Consider the following 21,235-nt stretch of genomic DNA (forward strand, 5'->3'; position numbering starts at 1 on the left):
ATGAAATTGATTAAGACAGAGGTAAAGAATAGGGTGTTAGAGACAATGTGTCAGTTGTTAGATGAAAATAGGAAGTATATTCTTAAGGCAAATCAAAAGGATTTAGACCTTTTTGATAAAAGCGATAAAGCCATGTACGACCGTTTAATTTTAGACGATTCTAAGGTTGATGCGATGATTCGCGCCATTAAGGAAGTGGCAGCCCATGAAGATCCGGTGGGTAGGGTTATATCTACGGTAGAAAAGGAGGATGGACTTAAAATCATCAACAAAACCGCACCGTTTGGAACCATCATGATTATTTATGAGTCTAGACCCGATGTTACCATAGAGGCAGCCGTTTTGGCTTTTAAAGCCAACAACAAGATTTTACTAAAAGGAGGAAAGGAAGCCCTACATAGTAACGTGTTCTTAGTAGGACTATGGCATCAGGCATTAAAAGAAAACGGGCTGGGTTCTGAGTACATCCAATTATTAACAATGGACAGAACCCAAACTCAGGCGTTTTTACGCAACCCTACAGAGCCCTTAGATTTGATTGTGCCCCGTGGTGGCGAACAACTGATTGCCTTCGTAAAAGAGCATGCCCAATGTGCCGTTTTGGTTAGCGGAAGAGGAAATAATTTTCTTTATGTGGACAAAGAATCAGACTGGCAAAAAAGCATCAAAGTGATCCTAAACGCAAAAACAGCTAAAATTTCGGCCTGTAATGCATTGGATAAAATTTTGATCCATTCAGAAATTCCCGATTATGAGGCGAAGCTTCGAGAATTACAGCATATTTTAATAGAAAAAGGAGTTACTATTCTCACAGATAATTCGGTTAAGTCTGTTTTAAAAGATACCAAAAGTATTGAAGACGAAGCAATATGGTATCAAGAATTTTTAGAAATGAAATGTTGTATTGGTGCGGTTGATGACGTGGAGGAAGCCATCAAAAAAATAAACACCTATTCGGGCGGTCATTCGGCGACTATAATGACAACATCACAACAAAATGCTACACAATTTATGGAGCAGGTAGATAGTGCCGTGGTGTACCAAAATGCCTCTACCCGATTTACCGACGGTGGCGCAATGGGGGTAGGAGCAGAGCTCGCTATTAGCACCGAAAAATTGCACCATCGAGGTCCTTTAGGATTAAATGAATTAGTGACCAACAAGTACTACGTTTATGGCGATGGACATATTCGAAGCTAAAGAAAGTCCGGTTCTAAAAAAATAGCGGTTACAAGATAGCCTATGAAGAAGATGTTTTCTTGGTACGCACGCATTCTGTAAAGAAGTAGCAACTATTCCTTGCTTTTCTGAGATTCTATATACTGGTAAAGTGCTTTTCCGTATTTGGATTGGGATACTTCTGGATGCAATGATTTGTGAATAGAATCCAGATATTTTAGATTGGCATCCGGTACTTCATAAAGTGCTATATAGGGGGCAATGTACGAATCCTTGTTGTTCAATGCAAAATTTAAGGCATACAGATACCCTCTTAACGTGTTTCTATCGTTTATTTTTTGAACGGAGTCCATGGCTATTGGATCTTGGTTAATTTTTGGATCATAGAAAGCTCTCACGTTTTCTAAATTGGCAACATTAAATTTAGACATCACCTCGCGGTATTCAACTAATTTTTTATGTGTTTCAGAACCCGATATTTTAGCCTGCGTATCAAAAGTATTCCAAGTAGTATTTATGGTTATGACACCCGGCTCACCAAAAAAAATAAGTCTATCATTAATATCATTATCATCCTTTTTATTTAGGTAAAGGTAAAATATCTCTGGGCTGTCTAATTCGGTTTTAAAAGTAAACGCACCATCCCCTTTAAGCACTAGAGAGTCTAAAGTAACCAATGTGGTATCGGCTAAATGTTGCAAATATAAAGTGCCTTTTTTTAGACCTTTTACATTTCCGGTTACAGTCATGGTGTTGGCAGAATCTTTGCTGCAGGCAGCAATAATGCATACAAGGGCAGCGGTTAAAAATAATTTCTTCACAGGATTTGGTTTCATTTACGTTGGTATTATTTAATGCAGTACATATTCGCTATGATACTGTCTTTTTATGTGCACCTTTCTTAAGTGGGTAGCCTTGCCAAATAAGGTATTCTAATTCGCTCAATGGGCTTTTCATCTTTGTGTTTAGTGGCGCAAATATCATGAAAGTAGATTGAAATTCTAAACTTTTGAAGCAATTTCCATGAGAAAAGCACAAATTAGCGCACCTCCGGTACCTACCACATACCCTAAGACAGCCAAGAGGACGCCTACGGATGTTAATGAGGAATGAAACTCCGCAGCAACCACAGGGGCAGAGGCAGCACCACCTACATTGGCTTGGCTACCAACAGCAAGAAAAAAGTAGGGTGCTTTAATCCATTTAGCCACCAAAATAAGAAGTCCCGCATGGATTGAGATCCATATAAAACCAAGCAATATGAGCCCTGGATTTTCAAAAATCTTCCCCAAATCCATTTTCATGCCTATGGTAGCCACTAAAATATAGATAAACACACTTCCTATTTTACTGGCACCTGCACCCTCATAATTTTTGGCTTTGGTGAAAGAAAGTGCAATCCCCAAGAAAGTTGCACCAACTACCATCCAAAAAAAGCTGGATCCTAAAAAAGATAAAAAGTTACGGCTATCAGCCACCGAAGCAACGTTTTTCACTAAAAAATCACTTATCCTATCTCCAAAAAAATGAGAAATGCCAACAGCGGTAAATGCTAATGATAGCATTATCATATAGTCGTTTAGGGTAGGTACTTTAGTGATTTTTTCGGTGAATTGAGTCACTTTTATTTTTAACGATTCAATGGCCGAAGTATCGGCCTTTAGCCAACGGTCTATTTTTGTAGTTTTGCCAACTCCAAGAAGGATAATCGCCATCCAAACATTGGCAACTACAATATCTACAAGAACCATTTTACCATACTCTTCCGGGTTGTACTGAAATATTTCGAGCATAGCGGCTTGGTTAGCTCCCCCGCCTATCCAACTTCCGGCAATTGTGGCTAATCCTCGCCATATAGCGTCGAAATCATTACCCCCCACGGTTTCCGGAGAAAATAAAGAGACTATCAGTATTGCTATGGGACCACCAATAATAATACCCGCACTGCCCGTTAAGAACATAATTAGAGCTTTAGACCCCAAATTGACTATTGCTTTTAGGTCAATGCTCAGCGTCATTAGAACTAAGGCTGCCGGTAATAGATATCTACTGGCCATAAAATATAAGTTGGAAGTGGCATCGGACACCAAACCTATACTGGCAAGGATGGCGGGCAACAAATAGCACATAAGAACCGCAGGTACTATCGAATAAAATTTTTTCCAAAATCCGGTTGTACGATTCGACGTGTAGAAAATGAAACCTAAACAAAGCGCTAGGAGTCCAAATACAACGCTGTCATTGGTGATTAGTGTTTGGGTCATTAAAATGGGTTTAGGAAGCTTTCAAATATAATTAAAATAACAAATGTTCTTTGATGAAATGTGCCACACCATCTTCGGTGTTTTTTAAGGTGATGCGATCCGCTACGGATTGGACTTCTTCACGCGCATTCGCTACTGCGACTCCCAGACCTACTTTTTTCAGCATTTCTATATCATTATAATTATCGCCAAAGGCAATTACGTTTCTAAGCCCTGTTGCGGAGGGCAGCAGTTGCTCAATTGCTGACAGTTTAGAAACTGTTTTTGGAGCTACTTCAATAAGTGTATCGTTAGAGCGATAAAAATGCAATTGATGTCCCCATTTTTGTTGTAATTCAGGGAAGATACGATCTGTATTTGTCTTTTGTCCCATGAGCATTATCTTGTGCGCTCCCACAGCTCGTTCCTTCCAATCTAGAAGGGTGTCTCTGGTTTCCCTGAAAAAAGGAGTAGCTTGCGTATAGGCAATTTCTTTGCGAACGCGTTCTGTGTTTTCGTCTACATACCATTCGTTTTTGTAGTAAAGCCCTAATTTAATGAAATGAAAACTCGCCAGATCGTGAATGGCCTCGAGGTGTTCTATTGGGATTATTGTAGAGGCAATCTCATTGGAGCCATGCAAAATAAAAGCCCCGTTATAACAAATAATGGGTTCATTCTCTATACCCAATCGTCGTTGCAAATAGGTCATTGCTTTGGGCATTCTGGCCGATACAAGTATAATTTGCACGTGCTTCTTTATTCTTGCAATTTCCGCAATCGTGAAATCGGACACATCACTTTTGGTGGTTAATAAGGTGCCATCGAGATCTGAACAAAGGGTTTTGTACTGCATTTAAAGCGACTTTATAAGATAATATATGGAACTAGGGTACAAATTAAATAAAAATAGAATCATTACAATTTCTCAATTGGAATGCCATTTCGTATTAGACTTTATCTTCAAATTTTTTGGATTTCACTTTTTTCGGATTTTTAAATAGGCGCTTAAAAAAGCCATCTCTTTTCACTGGCTCGCAATCGAGCTGTTGTAAGATAGATGCGCTGGGTGTTTCAAATTTTGATTTGGTAATTTCCGAAAAGGAATCGTCCTTATTTAGTTTTTGCATCCACAGGGCAAACATGGGTAATGCCGCATTGGCACCTTGCCCAAGTTTTGTACTATTAAATCCAATTTCATGATGATCCAGTCCTACCCAAGTAACGTGCACTAATTTTGGAGTTAAGGCCACAAACCAGGCATCTTTATTGTTTTGAGTGGTGCCTGTTTTTCCGGCAATATCATTTTTAAGTTGATAGACCGATCGTATGCGAGAAGCTGTACCTCCATTTACGGTTTCTTTCATCATCTCGAGCATAAGCTGTCTCGTAGTTTCCGAAAAGGCATTTCTATCTGATATTTCCGGTGAAAACACAGCCAAAATAGAATCGGTATGCGAACTAATCTTTTGTATCAAAAATGGTTTAACTGATTTTCCTTGGTTTACATAACTGGCGTAGGCACCGGCCAATTCACTAATTTTCAGTGCTGCGGTACCCAAGGCTAAGGAAGGCACTTTGGGCAAATCACTTACTATCCCCATTTTTTTAGCTTGAGCAAGTACCTTTGGAATACCGGTAGTCTCCAATACCTTTACTGTAACGGTATTTACAGATTTACTCAGGGCTTCTTTCATAGAATAATTAAGGTAAGCCTCGTCTGTATTGCCCGAGTTTGTTGGAGTCCACCCTTCTAAATCCTCATAAGCTACTTTTTGGGCAGAAAAATAGGTACAAGGGGCTATGTCATTTTCTAAAGCGGCAGTATATACTATAGGCTTAAAGGTAGAACCTACTTGCCGTTTACTTTGCGAAACATGATCGTATTTAAAATGCTTAAAATCGATACCACCAATCCAAGATTTCACGGCACCGGTACTGGGGTCTATCGCCATGGAGCCGGTATGTAATCGTTTTGCATAATGTTGAAGACTGTCAATTGTGCTTGCATGTATAACCGTGTCTCCTTGCCAATCAGACAGTATCATTTCGCGCTTTTTATGTAAAGCAGCTAAAATTTCAGATTCGGAAAGTCCTGCTTGTTTCAGTTTTTTGTAGGGTAACGATTGTTGTATCATTTTGTTAATGAAGGTTTTATTAGATAACCATGGGGCGTTTTTACCGTAACTTTTTTCAAAATCACGCTGTAAACTGCGCATATGTGCTACCATAGATTCCTCTGCCATTACTTGCATTTTGTAGTTTAATGTGGTGTAAATCTTTAAGCCGGAAGTGTATAAATTATAGGATTGTCCTTGGCTATTTTGTTCAGAAACCCATTGTACTAGCTGTTTCCGCACTTCTTCTCTAAAATAAGGCGCAATGCCTTCATTATGATCTAATGACGTGTAGCTTAGTACTAAGGGTAATTGCACTAAGCTGTCTTTTTGGTCAGCTTGCAGAAAATTATTGGTGTACATGGATTGCATCACTATATTTCGCCTTGTTTTGCCGGCTTCCGGAAATATTCGGGGATTGTAATTGTAGGTGGCCTTAAGCATGCCTACCAGCGTAGCCGCTTCTTCAATACGTAGCGCTTTAGCTTGTGTGTTAAAAAATTTTAAGGCGGCACTTTCCACACCAAAAGTATTATCCCCAAAGGATACCGTATTGAGATAGCGTGTTAAAATCTCTTCTTTTGTATGGCTTTTTTCAAGTCGCCTGGCAATGATCATTTCCTTAATTTTATCGACTACAAGGGTAGCAGACTTGCGTTCCTTCCTGGGGTATAAATTTTTTGCCAACTGTTGGGTAAGCGTGCTGCCTCCGCCGGAAGATGCATCGCCCATCAGTACGGTCTTTAAACCCACTCGGAACAAGCTTGTAACATCTATTCCAGAATGTTTATAAAAGCGCTCATCTTCAATGGCTATTAAGGCTTCAATGAGGTGCGAAGGAAAATCGTCATAGGTAATAGGCTGCCTATCAAATAAATAATACTTTCCGATGAGTACGCTATCGGCGGTATACACTTCGGACGCTCTTTGGTATTGTAAATCTGTCAAATCGCTTTGACTTGGCAATTTCCCCCATAAACCCAGATATATACTGGATACAAACAGGATACATACCATTAAAAAACCTACAAAAACAGCTGCTAAAAGCTTGAAGTACGGTGTTATTTTTCGTTTTAAAATCAATGAGTATGTGTTTTTACAATGCAAGTTTAAAATAAATACAAGAATACGAACAAGCCTTAACAATACCTTAATTTTGATTTCCCTATTTTTGTGCCCATAACCAAGTTTTCTTATTGCTTCCGCTATTAGAAATACGTTGAATTGAAGGTTTGTAGTTATACCGAAATACTCAAATGGCGTATATGATGTAGTTTAATGGAGGCTTATTAGGTATCAAAAATTGTAATACAGCACATGTCGAAGCTGCCATGGAGACGGTGTACGTAATCCCGCAGATAGTTCCAGTTTATATGAAAAAAATAGTTCTTTTAGTGCTCTTAACCGTACAATTTGCATTGGGTAATGACCTGTATTGGTCTAAAACAGGACATAGGGTGGTTGGTGAAGTTGCAGAAAATCATTTGAGCAAAAAGGCTAAAAAGGCCATAGCCGAATTATTACAGGGCCAAAATCTGGCTTCGGTGTCTAATTTTGCGGATGAGATTAAGGCCGATCCATCTTTTAAACATTTCAATGCTTGGCATTATGTAAATTACCCTACAGACAAACAATATTCGGAGGTAAGCCCGAATCCTGATGGCGATCTAATGATTGGAATACAAAAATGTATCGATATTATCAAAGATCCAAAGGGTAAAAAAGAAGATAAAACATTCTATCTTAAAATGTTGGTGCATTTGGTGGGCGATTTACACCAGCCGATGCATGTAGGGAAACTGGAAGACAAAGGTGGTAATGACATTCAGCTACAGTGGTTTGGTAGAGGCACTAATTTACATCGTCTTTGGGATAGTAATATGATTGATGATCATGGGATGAGTTATACCGAACTTACCGGATCATTGCCTAAGCTGTCGAAACAAGAGAAAGAGGCCATGCAACAAGGCACCATGTTTGATTGGATGGAGGAATCTAGAACTATGGCCAATACGTTGTACGACTCTGTAACGGTGGGTGAAAAATTGGGTTATGCCTATGGCTACGCGCATTGGAGTACCGTAGAAGTACAACTCCAAAAAGGCGGGGTACGATTGGCTAAAATCCTCAATGCGTTGTTTCAATAAGAATTGATATTCACTTCTGGTAGGATAGGGGTACAAGCAAATTGAGATGTACTCATTAATCGAGATTTAAAGGCTCGGGTGATCGCTTTCTCCTCCGTACCGGCATGTGCACACAAGAGGGCGTCATAACCATAATAAAAGTTTCTTTATTGTCTCACGGGTTTGATGGGAGGGTCGTTCAGGTAATAATTCTGAACGTTAAATTTATACGTTCCCCTATCGTTTTGGTGGTTTTAGGGATTTGATGCAACCAGTGGTGCTGCGTTTCACCTTGCATTACCAAGAGACTTCCATGCTCCAACAAAATTTTGTGTTTTAAGGTTGGTTCTTTTTTATGTTTTAAGTGAAAGAAGCGTGCTTGACCCAAGCTAACAGAGGCAATAATAGGGTTTCTGCCCAATTCTTTTTCATCGTCTGCATGCCATCCATTACTGTCCTTTCCGTTACGATACAGATTTAAAAGACAAGTGGTAAATGCAACATGCAATTCGTCTTCGATCTGTTGTTTTAGTACTGTTAAATCCTTGGAAAATTGAAGTGGTGTCATAGTAATATTGGCATAGGAATACGTTTTTCCGTTGGTGCCGTAAAGCGCAGTGAGTCTTGGTTGTTGGTGTATTTTGCCAAATACTTTTATATGATCTAGTCGCCAAAGAACGTTCTTTCTAAGGGATTGAAAATAAGTAGTAGCAAGTTCGGGATTAAAAAAGCCGGGAAAGTAGGTAATGTCACTATCCGGAAGCGAAAGTTTTATTTTGTCGGTAAATAGGTTGTTCATTAGGTAAGCACGGCCTTTAACTGATTTCGATATTCGGACGGATTTTGACCGGTAAAGTTCTTAAAGGATTTATTAAAATGCGAAAAGTTATTAAAACCACTTTCAAAACAAACCTCTGTAATACTCATAGGTTTTTCTGCCAATAATTTAGAAGCATGAACCAATCGGTATTCGTTTACAAATTGCGTGAAGGTTTTGTTGGTCATTTTTTTGAAATAGCGGCAAAACGAAGGCACCGTCATACTTACCAAATCGGCAATTTCTTCTAGTGTTATTTCTTCTTTAAAGTTGGTTTTTACATGATTAAAAACCACATTGATGCGGTCGTTGTCTTTTACCTCTGTTTCCATGGAAAATCCTTGGGCATTTAAGACTTTAAAATCCTTAGAAATAGCCAATTCGTTTAAAATATTTAAAATAGATAGCAGTCGTTGAAAATCGGTTTGATATTCCAAAATTTCAATTTTTTCTCCAATTTTTCGTTTTGCTTTTCCGGAAAAAGCAATGCCGCCCTTAGCCATATCAAAAAGGCTTTGGATATTTTTCATTTCCGGGATGTCAAAAAAATCATTTCCCAAAAAGTCTAACTTCATTTGTAGCACGGTTTCACTTTTGTTTCCTGTTAAGCGATCCGTAAATCCGCAATGGGGTAAATTGCTTCCTATTAAAATAAGGTCACCTTCAGTATAATAGGAAATATGGCTTCCTATTTGCCGTTTGCCAGATCCTCCGTTTACATATACCAGTTCTATTTCCGGGTGGTAATGCCAAATGTTGTTTTTATTAACCCTGTGTTCGTCAAACTTTTGGTAGGTAAAAGAATGACCAAAATTAGGTGCTATTGCCTCAAAGGCGGGTTTTTGTGATACCATGTTGTTTTGTGATTGATAGTATAAAGGTATAACCTGTATGTACCATTTATCTTTGCAAAATTAACCAAAATATATGCTAAATTACCATTTGGCTATAATTAACATAAAATTAAGGTTAAAATAGCATATAAATTAGAGAAATGTGCTGTAGTGAGGGCTTTTAAACTGTGGTAAGTTTGTATCGTAGAAATTGATTTATTAATCACATCTAAAAAGTAAAATTATGAAAACAATTATTAAATTTTCCGCAGTTGTTGCCTTTATGTTCGTTACAGTAGCGGGCATGGCAAATGAGCCTAAACTAAGCGTAGTAGCTAATGAAGCTGCCAAAAGTCTAGTTTTTAAACTGGATGGCCAATCCGGAAGTGCCACGGTCAGAATTATAGACGCCCAAAATAATGTGATCTTTTCTCAGAATTTCGCAAAAGAAGGCAACTATAGTAAGAAATTCGACTTTAAGAATGTTGCCAGTGGCACGTATTACTTAACCATGGAAAACGATCTTCGCGTTATTTCTTACACCGTAGCTGTAAATGATGCCGATTTAAAAGTGGTAAGCAGGAAAGAAAATGCCAAACCGGTTTTTAGAACCAAAGGAGAGGTTATTTTTCTGAATCTTTTGAATCTGGAGCAAAAGGAAGTTTCTATTAAGGTGTACGACAGCAGCTACAGATTATTATATTCCGAAGTAGTGGCTGATAAACTATTGGTAGAGAAGGCCTTTAATTTTGAAAGTGCCAAAAAGGACAGCTATACCGTAGTAGTGAAAGACAAAACAAACACTTACTATAAAGATATTGTTGTTAATTAGTAATTATTGGTTGTTTATTTAAGTTAAGTTAATTCAAGAAAAGGGGCTGGGCAGGCTCCTTTTTTTTATTGATATTTAGTGCAGCGGGAAAACCTATCAAAGAAATACAAATCAAAAATAGCTGTATATCTATTCACTCAGGTTCTTCTCTTCTCCAACTAAAACATGGCACTACAAATCCTCCATATTTTAGAGACACTCAAAAAATAAGGCACCTCTTATTCCTTATGTTTCCTTTTTTTTATGTGGGAATGGCATAATTTAGATAAACTTTTTTAATCGTTCTTTTTTATATTGAGGTACGGAAGGATTATCTAATGCGAGTTGAACTAGCATTGGTTCTTTTTCTTTTTGAAGCAAAAGCGTATAGAATTGCTGTACAGTTAAAGGATTTTGCGATGGTGTTTCTAAAAGCATCTTATCGCCTGGTGTTACCCAACCTTCAGTTAACACACGAACATAAGTGCCCGGACGAGAACGTTTTACAAACTGGGATATCATTTTTTGATCTCCAAAGCGAATGCCCAGTTTATAACAAGGTTCTCTTGGTTGAGACACCTGTACAAGCGCATCGCCAATCCTATATATAGCACCAACCCGCATTTGAGTTTCATCCAAACCTTCTATGGTCAGGTTTTCGCCAAACATACCCCAATTCCATTGTAGCTTCGGATACATGGGTTTCCAATAATCGTATTCCGCTGTAGAAAAAAGATAACAAGCCTTATTTTCTCCCGCATGATGCACACGATCTATGACCGTATCGTTTGCTACATCAGTTTTACCCAAAAATAAGGGCTTATCCGTTGGATATTTAAAGATGCCTGTAGTCTCTTCTTTTCCATTCCATAAAAAGGTGGTGCTTTTGCCAAGGTTGGTTGCGATGATCTTCATTTTATTTGAGGTTTAAGTGTGAGTGGGTTGTACTAAATGTAAAAACCATTGCAAAGAAATACAATGGTTTTTACATTTTTTACTTTAACCAACCAATTAATGCTCTTTGTCCATCTTTTTGGTTAATGTAAACCCCACAAAAAGTCCGATTCCCGCCATTAGAAAAATGGTTCCGGGATAGGCTACCTGAAATTCTAAGCCAACGGTATGCACCAAAAAAGCGGCAATAAAAATAGCCAACCCAATACCTATTAACAAAAGGGAAAGATTAAGAATGAAAATTTTCCAAAATGGGGCAGGCGTTCCCCGCCTTTGTTGCACAAAAATGCTGGCATCGGCTCCTTTTTCGATAAGTGCTAAACGTTCCTTGTTTCGTGTGGAATAATACAAATAAAATACGCCGAATATTGCTCCGAATATTAAAGCGACAATGAGAACAGGTCCTGCCATGTGATTGTTTTTTAAGGATTAATGAATATATTTTTAGGGTATGACGACATAAAGTGTACTGAGGTTACCAAAATTTCCTAAATTATTTTATGTTTTGAGTAACCTGTCATGGAATGTAAACGTCTTATGGTATAATGAACCCAGAATTGGACCAACCATTTATTGCACAAACCCTGAAGGGAGATACCAAGGCTTTTGCCGTTTTGGTAGACCGTTACAAGCATATGGTGTTTACTTTAGCACTACGTATCGTGAAAAACAATGAAGATGCTGAAGAAGTGGCACAAGATACTTTTGTAAACGTATATACACAGTTGCCAAAGTTCAAGGGCGAAGCCAAGTTTTCTACCTGGGTATATAAAATTGCCTACCACAAAAGCTTGGATGTATTAAAAAGGCAGAAAAGGAATAGGGAAACAGCATCCATAGCCGATTTAAAGGCGATACACTCGGGACAAGCTGAAGAAGTGATGGAGCTACAGGATCGCAAAAAAGTGATTAAAAAAGCAATGGATACCTTAGATGCGGAAGATGCATTGGTCATTACCTTATTTTATTATGAGGAGTGCTCTTTGGAAGAAATATCAAAAATTATGAGTCTTTCTGTAAATACCTTGAAAGTGAGATTGTTTCGAAGCAGAAAAAAGCTTGCTGAGGTATTAAAAGGGCTATTGAAACTGGAAAAAATATAAATATACAGACATGAATGACGATAAAGAGCTCGATTTGTTTATTAAAAAAATGGTAAAAGAAGCCGGATTAGATGCTCCTTCGGAACAATTGACGTCGAGAGTGCTTCAAAGCATTGAGCAGTTGAATTTGCCAGTTTCTACAACCACCTATAAACCACTAATTTCGAACACTTTCTGGGGGTTTTTGGGAACGGTATTAGTTGGAATAATCCTTTATGTTGCTTTTGAAAATACAGATCAGGGAATCTCATTCCTTTACACAATGAATTTTGATTTTCTTACAAAGTATGAAGGGTATATAGCGAGTTTAAATAGTGTTCTTTCAGAAACTTTATGGTACAGTATCATTGGATTAATCCTTTTCTTCTATATTCAATTATTCATCCTAAAACGGTATATGGATCATCGTATCCGGTTTAGCTAGGGTCATAGTGCTAAATACGTATAGGCCCAATACATCAATCCAAACTGTAACGGAATGCGCAAAATAAGAATCCATCTCGGAATACCCGCCGATGCTTTTTCTCCTGAAAGCATGTAAAAGTGGACTATTAAAAAGAGGCCGAGCATCATAATAATGCCATAAACAGCGCTGTTTTTAGTCTGGGCAAAACAGAGTGCAATGCCTAAAACGAGTTCCAAAACACCACTTAACGCTACCAAAAGCTTAGGATAGGGAAGGTATCTAGGCATAATGCGTAAATACACTTTGGGTTTTACAAAATGCATAATTCCTGCAACAACATAAAGAGCCGCCATAAGGTAAAGATGCCAAGGATACTTCATGGATACAAGGTAGTTCTATACATTGGATTGCTATATTTATCTTAGAAAATTACACCCTAAATTATGTACTTTGCGAGGGAGCCTTAAATTCCTTAAAAGGCAATGGATAAAAGAGACCTATCGTTGGGTTGGGTAACGCCAACAATAGTGCAATGCGTTGTTCCGGGAATAAGATCACCACTAATGCTATCGCCTCCCGCACGTCCAATTAAAGCCATGCCTAAGGGCGATAAAATGGATATTTTACCCGCTTTTTTGTTCGATTTAATAGGCACCACTAGTTCCACTTCTTGTATTCCACTTTCGGCTAGATCTAATGTAATCACAGAATTAAAGCGAACGATATCTTTGGGCATTTCTTTCTCATCCAATATTTGAGCAAATTGTAAGGCTTTCGAAAGCTGTTTTATCGAGGCGATATAGTCGATATCTTTAGAATATATAGATAGGTTAAGAAAACGCTTTAACAATACGTATTCTTTTTTTTCTAAAATAAGACTGTTGTATTTCATTTGATTCTCTTATGGTTGTACACAATGTCTTCTTCTTAATTTGCGAATCTTGATCTTCTCCTACTATTTTTTTGTAAGAGAAAAAACCCTGTTTACGGGAAAATTCCTCTTTGTACATAGGTTTGCTCTAAGCGCTCTATGGCGATTATAAAGGCGGCGGTACGCATATCTACCTTTCTTTTCTCCGCAGTGTCTAAAACCTTTGAGAAAGATTCCTCCAATTTTTTCTTCAATTTGTCCATAACCTCTTGCAATTGCCAAATTTCACCGTTGCGGTTTTGAAGCCACTCAAAATAGCTTCCAATGACGCCTCCGGAATTGCAAAGAATATCCGGAATTATAGTAATTCCACGCTCTAAAAGAATGTGCTCTGCGCCCACATCTGTAGGGCCGTTTGCACCTTCGGCAATAAGAAAGGCTTTAATGTCGGGAGCATTTTCTGCTGTAATTTGATTGCCTAATGCAGCAGGTATACAAATATCACAGTCAAACCCAAAAAAGGCATCGCTTTCTATGGGGTAGGCATTTTGAAAGCCCTGCACTCCGCCTTTATTTTCTTGCGTATGTGTAAAAAGCGCATCCACGGCTATTCCATTTTCATTCGCAATAGTTCCGGACGCATCTTGAACAGCCACTAGAATGGCACCTTCTTTTTCCATAAAATAGGATGTCCAATACCCCACATTTCCAAAACCCTGAACGATGTATTTTTTTTCCTTTAAAGGCATCTTATTTTGGTCTGCCCAAAATTTAATACATAAAAAAACACCGTATCCTGTAGCTCTGTCCCTTCCTTCTGAACCTCCTGCCCCTATGGGCTTTCCGGTTACCACGTGCAAATTGGTAGATCTTTCGGAAGGTGACTTGGTAGACATAAACGTGTCTAGTATCCAGGCCATGGTTTGCGGATTTGTATTTACATCTGGGGCGGGAATATCCAGTTCCGGACCAATATTATCACCTAAGGCGTATGTAAATCTACGGGTAATACGTTCCAGTTCCGAATGCGAGTATTTTTTTGGGTCGAGCTGAATCCCACCTTTAGCTCCTCCGTAGGGTAAGCTGGCTAATGAGGTTTTCCATGTCATCCACATAGCCAATGCTCTTGCAGCATCAATATCTACAGTGGGGTGGTAACGCAATCCACCTTTGTAAGGGCCCAGTGCGTTGTTGTGTTGTACACGATATCCTGTAAATATTTCTACCTCTCCATTGTCTCTTTTAACAGGGAAATGGACAACGAGTTCATTGTTGGTGATCTCTAGTATTTTTCTGATGTTGGGATTGAGGTTAATGATATCGGCCGCATGGTTAAATTGCCGCATCACATTGTCCAGCATACCTTGTTTTACCGGTAAGGATTGAGTTATTTTTTTTGTGGTCATATACAATTGTTATGCGTAAATTGAGGAATTCGTATTTTTTTGCGGTTAGTACAAGGGCTACTTTGCGTATGCGCCAACAAAAGCCTTTTTAAAGATCCGGTCAAATTTTAATACTCTTATTTGAACAATCTTGTAATTATGGCGTTACCCACAAGGACAATTGATGTTGCTGTAAGGTAAAAAAGCTGCTTGACATTCATATTTTTCTGATATTGAAAATTTGAAAAGCCAAGCAGCACACGTTTAACCAACCCTTAGGGCTTTTATTTTATACTAAGTTCACCAGCCTCTAAAGCTTTCGCCAGATTGGCACTAACCGACGTATAATTTCTGAAGAATTTTTGGCCGTTCTTTCTTTCAAAGGTGATTACTTTCTCGCCATTTGCTTTAGTAACCACGTCTGTGACAACCACATGGTTTCCTTCAACACTTTTATAATTTGCCAATCCGCCTCTTTTTATAATAAAATTGGCTCTGGGGAAATTAATGTGTGCATAGGTACTAGTAGTGGCTTCACCAATTTTTAGGACGGTACCTACTTTAACATCTTCTACTTGAGTGCTAATTTCCTCTGACGACTGAAATGATCCTAACGTAAATAGGGTTATGAGAGCATACTTAATCATAATACATAAATTTAAAAGTTAATACTTATTTATGCTGTTTATGACAAGTAGTGTGCCAATTGGATTATAAAAATAAATTAATAATATAACTCTTTGTTAATTAGATATTTATGCTTATTTAAATACAAATAAATACATGGTGATGGTGGGTAATATTTACCCATGCGAGGAATTATTACCCGTTTGTTTCATCCAATTTTTGTCGTAGTGTTTTTCGATCGATCTGTAGTATTTCGGCGGCTTTGGTCTTATTATTATTATAGGCACTTAAGACTTCTTTAATATAATTTCGCTCCATTATTCTAAGCGGAACAAAGGTTTCTTTTGGAAAGTTAATCTCAAATTTTAAAGTGTCTGGTAAATGTTGTACCTCTATTTGTTTGTCGCACATAATCACCGCTCTTTGTATTACATTTTCAAGCTCTCTTATATTTCCGGGCCAATCATACCGCTTCAGTATCGCCATGGTTTCCGAGCTTATTTTAAGGATCCGATCTTTGTATTCCATGCCGTATTTTTGAAGGAATTTTTCTACTAACAACGGAATGTCCAACTTTCGTTGTCGTAACGGGGGCACATTTATTTCTACGACGCTTAGGCGGTAGAATAAGTCCGCTCTAAAAAGTTTTTGGGTAATGAGGTTTTCTAAATCACTATTCGTGGCTGCGACCACCCTAACTTCTACTCGTTCCGTTTTTTGCGAACCCACTCTGGTAACTTCCTTTTCCTGTAGCACACGCAAAAGGCCAGTTTGTACTTGTAAAGGAGCGTTGCCAATTTCATCTAAAAAAATGGTGCCATGATGTGCAGCCTGAAAGAATCCATTTCTAGACTCTTGAGCACCGGTAAAAGCCCCTTTTTCGTAACCGAACAGTTCAGCTTCTAATAAATTTTCCGGTATGGCACCACAGTTCACAGCTATAAATGGGGCTCTTGAAAATTTTCCGGAATAGTGTATGGCTCTGGCTACAAGTTCTTTGCCGGTGCCGCTTTCACCACGGATCAAAATAGTAGCTCTGTTGTCTTTTACCCGATCAATGATTTCAGTGATTTTTTTAAAGGCAGTAGATGTTCCAATAAGCTCCCCAAACGAATTTTCCGGAAGGTTTGTATGTAGCGACACTTTCCTTTTGTCATTGGTCTGCTCCAGATCCGAAGCGTTCAATAACCCATCGAGTGCCAATTTCAGTTCTTCGCGCGTAAACGGCTTTATTAAATAATCCATTTTTAATGTAGTGTTGGTTTCTTCCAGTTCCTTATTCAGGGTTGGAAATCCGGTTACTACCAAAATAGGCATTGTAGGATAGTGCTCTGAGGCATATTTAATGAGCTGAAAACCATCTACTTCTGGCATTTTTAGATCGGTGATCAATACATCAATAACACTATCTTTAAGTATGGATACGGCTTCTTTTACCGAAACTGCTTTGTAGGTATGGTAGTTCATAGCCTGTAAATGCCGTTGAACAAGTTCTAAAATATTGATATCGTCATCCACAATTAAAATATTCTCTTTGCGAAACGCCATGGCTATAATTTAGGTAATTGAATGATAAAAATAGTTCCTTTTGGAGTATTGGGTTTATGCATAATGCTTCCTTTGTGACTATTGATGATGCCGTGTACTACACTAAGACCTAGTCCCGTGCCTTCGCCTATGGGTTTGGTGGTAAAAAAAGGTTCAAATATTTTGTCGGCGTTCTTTTGGTCTATACCAGTTCCCTGATCTGCAATTTCTATCGTTATTGATTGTGTACGGTCTGTGACCAAAATATCGATACTGCTATTTTCTGGAGAGTAATAAATGGCATTCATCACAAGGTTAAAAAAAACCTGAGTCAGTTGCACGGTGTCTGCTTTAAGTTCAATAAGTTCCTTGTTAAATGACAGGGTGTAGGTTACCTTGTTTTTTTTAAGGGTAGGATCTAGTAGCGTAAAAACGTTTTCTACCACGGCTCTAAGATCCACCGCACCCATATGTTGCGGCATTTCGCAAGTAAAAAACATCAGTTTTTTTACTACTTCCCTACAGAAAATGGCGCTGTCTACAATTTTGTCTACGTCTTTTTGAGCCTTTGTATCTTTTATGCTTGTTTTAAGTAATTCGGCAAAACCGAGGATATTGGCCAAGGGTGTATTTAGTTCGTGTGCAATTCCTGCCGAAATTTCACCCAAGATATTGAGTCGATCTTTGCGTTCCATCTGCCGCCGCATCACCATTTCGTTGTCGCGAATCTGTTTTTTCTCGAGCAAGTTGCCCACATCCATACACACACTTTCTAGCAATTTTTTTTCTTCATCTAAGAATTCGGAGAAAAAATATTTACTATCCGGATAACCTACCTCAATATATCCATGGTTTTTATTAAACACGGAAATAGGATATTTTAGAGCAACCAGCGGAATGCCCTTGGAATTTGTAGTAATTTTAAAATCGCCACAAACTAGAGTAACATAGGTGTCTTCCACATAAAGCCATGCTTTTTCTAGGGAGTACACTATGGCTTTCAATGAAGTTTCAATTTGGTCATAATCGCAATTGCCAATGATGGTGGTTACCTGATAAAGACACGTAAGTTCCTTTATTCTTTCATTTAGTTTTTCTTCTGTGGTCATAGCTACACGAATCCTCTTTATGAGGCTAAAGATTTAAAGTTCTAAAATATTCTATTCTTACGGAAATTATTGAGGGGAATTCAGGTTAAATAGCGCACAAAATCTAGTGTTTCTCATTTTTAAAATAAAAAAAGCCGCTTCATTTGGGTTGAGGCGGCTTTTAAATTTTACAAAAAGAATGTTATTTAATCATCTCGTAACTTCGTTTTATGAAGTTCGTAAGTTCTTCACCCTTTAATAACCCTTTAGAAAGCCGTGCCAAATCTAGCGACTGATTAATAAGGCGTTCTTTCTTTTTGTCTGTTTTAGTGTTCAAAATCTCGGTTACCAATTCGTGATTTGTATTAACCACTAGATTGTACATATCGGGCATATTTCCCATGCCAAACATACCGCCACCGCCACCTGTACGTTGCATATCTTTCATGCGTCTCAAAAATTCGGGCTCCGTAATAATAAAAGGTGAGGCCGTACTATCCATACTTTCCAATTGAATGGTATATCCTTTGGCTTTTACCACTTCCTCTATGGAAGCCTTTAGCTTTTCTTTTTCCTCATCAGAAAGTTTAGATATTTGGGTATCTTCTTTTTTAATTAAATTATCGATATGATCCGCATCTACTCTGGCAAAAGACAGTTTCTCTTTAGAGGTTTCCAATTTTTGCATTAAATGCGGAATAATGGGAGAGTCTAAAAGCAAAACCTCGTACCCTTTGGCTTTGGCCGCTGCTGCGTAACTGTGCTGAGCTTCTTTATCGGAAGCATAAAGCAATACCAAATTACCATCCTTATCGGTTTGCGTGTCTTTTACTTTTTCCTGTAGCTCTTCAAACGTATAATAGGTACCATCTACAGAAGGATACAGTGCAAATTTTTCCGCTTTTTCAAAGAATTTATCCTCTGATAGCATACCGTACTCAATCACAATTTTAATGTCGTTCCATTTCTTTTCAAAATCTTCTCGATCATTTTTAAAAAGTGATGCCAATTTGTCTGCCACCTTTCGGGTAATGTAGGCCGCTATTTTTTTTACCGCACCATCGGCTTGCAAATACGAACGCGAAACATTTAAGGGAATATCCGGCGAATCTATAACTCCCCGTAACATGGTTAAAAATTCGGGAACAATTCCTTCAACATTATCCGTTACGTACACTTGATTTTGGTACAGTTGAATGCGATCTTTTTGAATATTAAATTCATTGGTCAACTTGGGAAAGTAAAGAATACCTGTTAAATTAAAAGGATAATCTACATTAAGATGAATGTTGAAAAGGGGTTCCTCAAATTGCATGGGGTATAATTCCCTGTAAAAATCTTTATAATCTTTGTCCTCTAAATCGGTCGGTTGTTTCGTCCACGCCGGATTGGGGTTGTTTATGATATTATCTACTTCCTTGGTGGGGGCAGGATCTTCTTCTTTAGCTCCTTCCGGTTTGGGAAGCGTTTCTGTCCGAGTACCGAATTTAATCGGAATAGGCATAAACTTATTGTATTTGCGGAGCAATTCGCCAATACGGTGTTCTTCTAAAAATTCTGTAGAATCCTCCGCAATATGGAGCACAATCTCTGTGCCTCTATCTTGTTTTTCTGATGCGGTAATTGTAAAGTTGGGCGACCCATCGCAGCTCCAATGAATTGCCGGCTCGTCCTTGTAGCTCTTGGTGATGATATCTACTTTGGAAGCCACCATAAAGGCAGAGTAAAAACCCAGTCCAAAATGTCCTATAATACCCGAATCTTTGGCAGAATCCTTATATTTTTCAAGAAATTCTTCGGCACCGGAGAAAGCCACTTCGTTAATGTATTTTTTTATCTCATCTTCGGTCATTCCAATGCCTTGGTCTATGACGTGCAATTTTTTGCATTCCTTGTCAATTTTAATTTCAATCATAGGATTGCCATAGTCTACCTTAGCCTCGCCGATGGCCGTTAAATGCTTTAGTTTTAAGGTAGCGTCGGTAGCGTTGGAAATGAGCTCGCGAAGGAAAATTTCATGGTCGCTGTAAAGAAACTTTTTAATGAGCGGAAATATGTTTTCAACGGAAACATTAATCTTGCCTGAGGCCATACTTCAAAAATTTAAATGTTAGTATATGGTCTAGGTCAAAAAAAATACCAGAAGTGAAAAGGGTGACAAACTGACACTATTTTGTTCGGGAAAATTTAACATTATTTTGTTTAATAAATTTTAGATAATATTAAACATTTTGTATATTTGCTACGGTTTTGGGATTTAAATTGCTATGAAAAGGAATCTTATTTCAAAATCAAATTTTCTTATTTATTGGTTAGGTTGTTAGAAAACGTGCCTGAAAGGGCACGTTTTTGTTACATCTAGGGCTCCAACCTTCGTGAAATTAAATTATGACGAACGCGATATAATAAAGAATAACTAATGGCAAAAAAAACGCACACCAAAGAGACGACTCCAGAGACACTGATTGCGCATTATATGAATTACGTCTTGGAGCATGAGCACCACCCAAAATCGGTCTATAAATTCTGCCAAAGCCTAGGCATAGAAGAGCCTGCTTTTTATGCGCTTTTTGGATCTTTGGAAGGCTTAAAAAAGGCCATTTGGACTACCTTTTACGACAATGTTCAGAGCCTACTTCAGGCCAATGAAGCGTATCAGGGGTATGGCCAAAGAGAAAAATTACTGACCTTTTTCTTTACCCTCTTCGAAATTTTGACTTTAAATAGGAGTTATGTGCTTTTTTGCCTTAAAGAACATCGCCCAATGTTGAAAAACCTACCCCAGTTAAAAGACATGCGAAAACGGTTATTAGGTTTTGCGACAGATTTAATTGACGAAGGCAATGCAAAAAAAACGTACAAATTAACACAACATCATCCGCGTCTGTTCTCTGAAGCGGCTTGGCTTCAATTTTTATTCTTATTACAATTTTGGATGGATGATGCCTCGGCCGGGTTCGAAAAGACGGATATCGCCATTGAAAAATCTGTAAATACGGCATTCGATGTTTTCGATAATACCCCTCTAGACAATATCATCGACTTTGGGAAGTTCCTTTTTAAGGAAAAAATGGATTCTTAGTGTTGAGAAGCTTTTAATTCGAAATTATTAAAATATTCACTTCAAAAGATTGGCTTCGAAAGTATA

At 38.2% G+C, this 21,235-nt stretch carries 21 protein-coding genes; 6 read left to right on the forward strand and 15 right to left on the reverse strand.

The annotated features are described in order from the left end of the window. On the forward strand, nucleotides 1–1,200 hold the full coding sequence (locus U1E44_RS15600; RefSeq protein ID WP_322932042.1) for a glutamate-5-semialdehyde dehydrogenase: 1,200 nt from the start codon (nucleotides 1–3) through the stop codon (nucleotides 1,198–1,200). 92 nt (nucleotides 1,201–1,292) lie between these two features. Here U1E44_RS15600 and U1E44_RS15605 read toward each other — a convergent pair whose 3' ends face one another. The 4 genes from U1E44_RS15605 to U1E44_RS15620 all read right to left on the reverse strand — a co-directional run bounded on the left by U1E44_RS15605 (nucleotide 1,293) and on the right by U1E44_RS15620 (nucleotide 6,622). Next, the gene (locus tag U1E44_RS15605; protein ID WP_322932043.1) at nucleotides 1,293–2,015 is read right to left on the reverse strand and encodes a DUF4369 domain-containing protein; all 723 of its coding nucleotides are present in this window, start codon (nucleotides 2,013–2,015) and stop codon (nucleotides 1,293–1,295) included. 165 nt (nucleotides 2,016–2,180) lie between these two features. Beyond that, nucleotides 2,181–3,443 carry a DUF819 family protein gene (locus U1E44_RS15610; protein WP_322932044.1) on the reverse strand — a complete coding sequence of 421 codons (1,263 nt, stop codon included), beginning with the start codon at nucleotides 3,441–3,443 and terminating at the stop codon, nucleotides 2,181–2,183. Between the two features lie 31 nt (nucleotides 3,444–3,474). Then, the gene (locus U1E44_RS15615; RefSeq protein ID WP_322932045.1) at nucleotides 3,475–4,278 is read right to left on the reverse strand and encodes a Cof-type HAD-IIB family hydrolase; all 804 of its coding nucleotides are present in this window, start codon (nucleotides 4,276–4,278) and stop codon (nucleotides 3,475–3,477) included. A 94-nt stretch (nucleotides 4,279–4,372) separates the two neighbouring features. Next, entirely contained in the window at nucleotides 4,373–6,622 is a 2,250-nt protein-coding gene (locus U1E44_RS15620) for a transglycosylase domain-containing protein (RefSeq protein WP_322932046.1), read from the reverse strand. A gap of 290 nt (nucleotides 6,623–6,912) precedes the next feature. Here U1E44_RS15620 and U1E44_RS15625 point away from each other — a divergent pair, with 290 nt between their 5' ends. Next, the gene (locus U1E44_RS15625) at nucleotides 6,913–7,686 is read left to right on the forward strand and encodes a S1/P1 nuclease (protein ID WP_322932047.1); all 774 of its coding nucleotides are present in this window, start codon (nucleotides 6,913–6,915) and stop codon (nucleotides 7,684–7,686) included. A gap of 178 nt (nucleotides 7,687–7,864) precedes the next feature. On the opposite strand, the gene U1E44_RS15630 is transcribed toward U1E44_RS15625, so the two are convergent. Together U1E44_RS15630 and U1E44_RS15635 are read right to left on the reverse strand one after the other, a co-directional pair. After that, nucleotides 7,865–8,464, reverse strand: coding sequence for an alpha-ketoglutarate-dependent dioxygenase AlkB family protein (locus tag U1E44_RS15630; protein ID WP_322932048.1), 600 nt, complete (start codon nucleotides 8,462–8,464; stop codon nucleotides 7,865–7,867). Then, nucleotides 8,464–9,336: an AraC family transcriptional regulator gene (locus U1E44_RS15635; RefSeq protein WP_322932049.1), complete on the reverse strand. Its 873-nt coding sequence runs from the start codon at nucleotides 9,334–9,336 to the stop codon at nucleotides 8,464–8,466. The genes U1E44_RS15630 and U1E44_RS15635 overlap by 1 nt, the downstream gene beginning before the upstream one ends. A gap of 223 nt (nucleotides 9,337–9,559) precedes the next feature. Between U1E44_RS15635 and U1E44_RS15640 the strand changes: the two genes are divergently transcribed. Further along, complete coding sequence (locus tag U1E44_RS15640) at nucleotides 9,560–10,147, forward strand: hypothetical protein (protein ID WP_322932050.1); 588 nt, start codon at nucleotides 9,560–9,562, stop codon at nucleotides 10,145–10,147. A gap of 261 nt (nucleotides 10,148–10,408) precedes the next feature. On the opposite strand, the gene U1E44_RS15645 is transcribed toward U1E44_RS15640, so the two are convergent. Together U1E44_RS15645 and U1E44_RS15650 are read right to left on the reverse strand one after the other, a co-directional pair. Then, on the reverse strand, nucleotides 10,409–11,041 hold the full coding sequence (locus U1E44_RS15645) for an MOSC domain-containing protein (protein ID WP_322932051.1): 633 nt from the start codon (nucleotides 11,039–11,041) through the stop codon (nucleotides 10,409–10,411). Between the two features lie 96 nt (nucleotides 11,042–11,137). Then, nucleotides 11,138–11,491 carry a DUF6249 domain-containing protein gene (locus tag U1E44_RS15650; protein WP_322932052.1) on the reverse strand — a complete coding sequence of 118 codons (354 nt, stop codon included), beginning with the start codon at nucleotides 11,489–11,491 and terminating at the stop codon, nucleotides 11,138–11,140. A gap of 134 nt (nucleotides 11,492–11,625) precedes the next feature. On the opposite strand from U1E44_RS15650, the gene U1E44_RS15655 reads away from it, so the two are divergent. Continuing rightward, the gene (locus U1E44_RS15655) at nucleotides 11,626–12,183 is read left to right on the forward strand and encodes an RNA polymerase sigma factor (RefSeq protein WP_322932053.1); all 558 of its coding nucleotides are present in this window, start codon (nucleotides 11,626–11,628) and stop codon (nucleotides 12,181–12,183) included. Nucleotides 12,184–12,193: 10 nt separating this feature from the next. Continuing rightward, entirely contained in the window at nucleotides 12,194–12,607 is a 414-nt protein-coding gene (locus tag U1E44_RS15660) for a hypothetical protein (protein ID WP_322932054.1), read from the forward strand. 2 nt (nucleotides 12,608–12,609) lie between these two features. On the opposite strand, the gene U1E44_RS15665 is transcribed toward U1E44_RS15660, so the two are convergent. From U1E44_RS15665 to htpG, 7 genes are all read right to left on the reverse strand, one after another. Further along, entirely contained in the window at nucleotides 12,610–12,969 is a 360-nt protein-coding gene (locus U1E44_RS15665) for a DoxX family protein (RefSeq protein WP_322932055.1), read from the reverse strand. Between the two features lie 92 nt (nucleotides 12,970–13,061). Beyond that, nucleotides 13,062–13,481: a GreA/GreB family elongation factor gene (locus tag U1E44_RS15670; RefSeq protein WP_322932056.1), complete on the reverse strand. Its 420-nt coding sequence runs from the start codon at nucleotides 13,479–13,481 to the stop codon at nucleotides 13,062–13,064. Nucleotides 13,482–13,573: 92 nt separating this feature from the next. Next, the gene (locus tag U1E44_RS15675) at nucleotides 13,574–14,866 is read right to left on the reverse strand and encodes a Glu/Leu/Phe/Val family dehydrogenase (protein WP_322932057.1); all 1,293 of its coding nucleotides are present in this window, start codon (nucleotides 14,864–14,866) and stop codon (nucleotides 13,574–13,576) included. A gap of 263 nt (nucleotides 14,867–15,129) precedes the next feature. Then, the gene (locus tag U1E44_RS15680; RefSeq protein WP_322932058.1) at nucleotides 15,130–15,492 is read right to left on the reverse strand and encodes a hypothetical protein; all 363 of its coding nucleotides are present in this window, start codon (nucleotides 15,490–15,492) and stop codon (nucleotides 15,130–15,132) included. Nucleotides 15,493–15,667: 175 nt separating this feature from the next. Next, entirely contained in the window at nucleotides 15,668–17,020 is a 1,353-nt protein-coding gene (locus U1E44_RS15685) for a sigma-54-dependent transcriptional regulator (RefSeq protein WP_322932059.1), read from the reverse strand. A 2-nt stretch (nucleotides 17,021–17,022) separates the two neighbouring features. After that, nucleotides 17,023–18,108 carry a sensor histidine kinase gene (locus U1E44_RS15690; RefSeq protein ID WP_322932060.1) on the reverse strand — a complete coding sequence of 362 codons (1,086 nt, stop codon included), beginning with the start codon at nucleotides 18,106–18,108 and terminating at the stop codon, nucleotides 17,023–17,025. A gap of 181 nt (nucleotides 18,109–18,289) precedes the next feature. After that, nucleotides 18,290–20,179: a molecular chaperone HtpG gene (gene htpG, locus U1E44_RS15695; protein WP_322932061.1), complete on the reverse strand. Its 1,890-nt coding sequence runs from the start codon at nucleotides 20,177–20,179 to the stop codon at nucleotides 18,290–18,292. Nucleotides 20,180–20,506: 327 nt separating this feature from the next. On the opposite strand from htpG, the gene U1E44_RS15700 reads away from it, so the two are divergent. Then, nucleotides 20,507–21,169: a TetR/AcrR family transcriptional regulator gene (locus U1E44_RS15700; RefSeq protein WP_322932062.1), complete on the forward strand. Its 663-nt coding sequence runs from the start codon at nucleotides 20,507–20,509 to the stop codon at nucleotides 21,167–21,169. Nucleotides 21,170–21,235 lie beyond the last annotated feature (66 nt).

It is taken from the genome of Aurantibrevibacter litoralis, assembly GCF_034651555.1.
In the GTDB taxonomy this organism is placed as follows: Bacteria; Bacteroidota; Bacteroidia; order Flavobacteriales; family Flavobacteriaceae; genus Aurantibrevibacter; species Aurantibrevibacter litoralis.

What these genes read in the sequence shown, in the direction of transcription:
- U1E44_RS15600 (WP_322932042.1), top strand. Translation starts at nt 1, where the DNA reads ATGAAATTGATTAAGACAGAGGTAAAGAATAGGGTGTTAGAGACAATG.
- U1E44_RS15630 (WP_322932048.1), bottom strand. Translation starts at nt 8,464, where the DNA reads ATGAACAACCTATTTACCGACAAAATAAAACTTTCGCTTCCGGATAGT.
- U1E44_RS15655 (WP_322932053.1), top strand. Translation starts at nt 11,626, where the DNA reads ATGAACCCAGAATTGGACCAACCATTTATTGCACAAACCCTGAAGGGA.
- U1E44_RS15665 (WP_322932055.1), bottom strand. Translation starts at nt 12,969, where the DNA reads ATGAAGTATCCTTGGCATCTTTACCTTATGGCGGCTCTTTATGTTGTT.
- U1E44_RS15700 (WP_322932062.1), top strand. Translation starts at nt 20,507, where the DNA reads ATGGCAAAAAAAACGCACACCAAAGAGACGACTCCAGAGACACTGATT.
- U1E44_RS15625 (WP_322932047.1), top strand. Translation starts at nt 6,913, where the DNA reads ATGAAAAAAATAGTTCTTTTAGTGCTCTTAACCGTACAATTTGCATTG.
- U1E44_RS15640 (WP_322932050.1), top strand. Translation starts at nt 9,560, where the DNA reads ATGAAAACAATTATTAAATTTTCCGCAGTTGTTGCCTTTATGTTCGTT.
- U1E44_RS15645 (WP_322932051.1), bottom strand. Translation starts at nt 11,041, where the DNA reads ATGAAGATCATCGCAACCAACCTTGGCAAAAGCACCACCTTTTTATGG.
- U1E44_RS15605 (WP_322932043.1), bottom strand. Translation starts at nt 2,015, where the DNA reads ATGAAACCAAATCCTGTGAAGAAATTATTTTTAACCGCTGCCCTTGTA.
- U1E44_RS15615 (WP_322932045.1), bottom strand. Translation starts at nt 4,278, where the DNA reads ATGCAGTACAAAACCCTTTGTTCAGATCTCGATGGCACCTTATTAACC.
- U1E44_RS15650 (WP_322932052.1), bottom strand. Translation starts at nt 11,491, where the DNA reads ATGGCAGGACCTGTTCTCATTGTCGCTTTAATATTCGGAGCAATATTC.
- U1E44_RS15660 (WP_322932054.1), top strand. Translation starts at nt 12,194, where the DNA reads ATGAATGACGATAAAGAGCTCGATTTGTTTATTAAAAAAATGGTAAAA.
- U1E44_RS15635 (WP_322932049.1), bottom strand. Translation starts at nt 9,336, where the DNA reads ATGGTATCACAAAAACCCGCCTTTGAGGCAATAGCACCTAATTTTGGT.
- U1E44_RS15675 (WP_322932057.1), bottom strand. Translation starts at nt 14,866, where the DNA reads ATGACCACAAAAAAAATAACTCAATCCTTACCGGTAAAACAAGGTATG.
- U1E44_RS15610 (WP_322932044.1), bottom strand. Translation starts at nt 3,443, where the DNA reads ATGACCCAAACACTAATCACCAATGACAGCGTTGTATTTGGACTCCTA.
- U1E44_RS15670 (WP_322932056.1), bottom strand. Translation starts at nt 13,481, where the DNA reads ATGAAATACAACAGTCTTATTTTAGAAAAAAAAGAATACGTATTGTTA.
- U1E44_RS15685 (WP_322932059.1), bottom strand. Translation starts at nt 17,020, where the DNA reads ATGGCGTTTCGCAAAGAGAATATTTTAATTGTGGATGACGATATCAAT.
- U1E44_RS15690 (WP_322932060.1), bottom strand. Translation starts at nt 18,108, where the DNA reads ATGACCACAGAAGAAAAACTAAATGAAAGAATAAAGGAACTTACGTGT.
- htpG (WP_322932061.1), bottom strand. Translation starts at nt 20,179, where the DNA reads ATGGCCTCAGGCAAGATTAATGTTTCCGTTGAAAACATATTTCCGCTC.
- U1E44_RS15680 (WP_322932058.1), bottom strand. Translation starts at nt 15,492, where the DNA reads ATGATTAAGTATGCTCTCATAACCCTATTTACGTTAGGATCATTTCAG.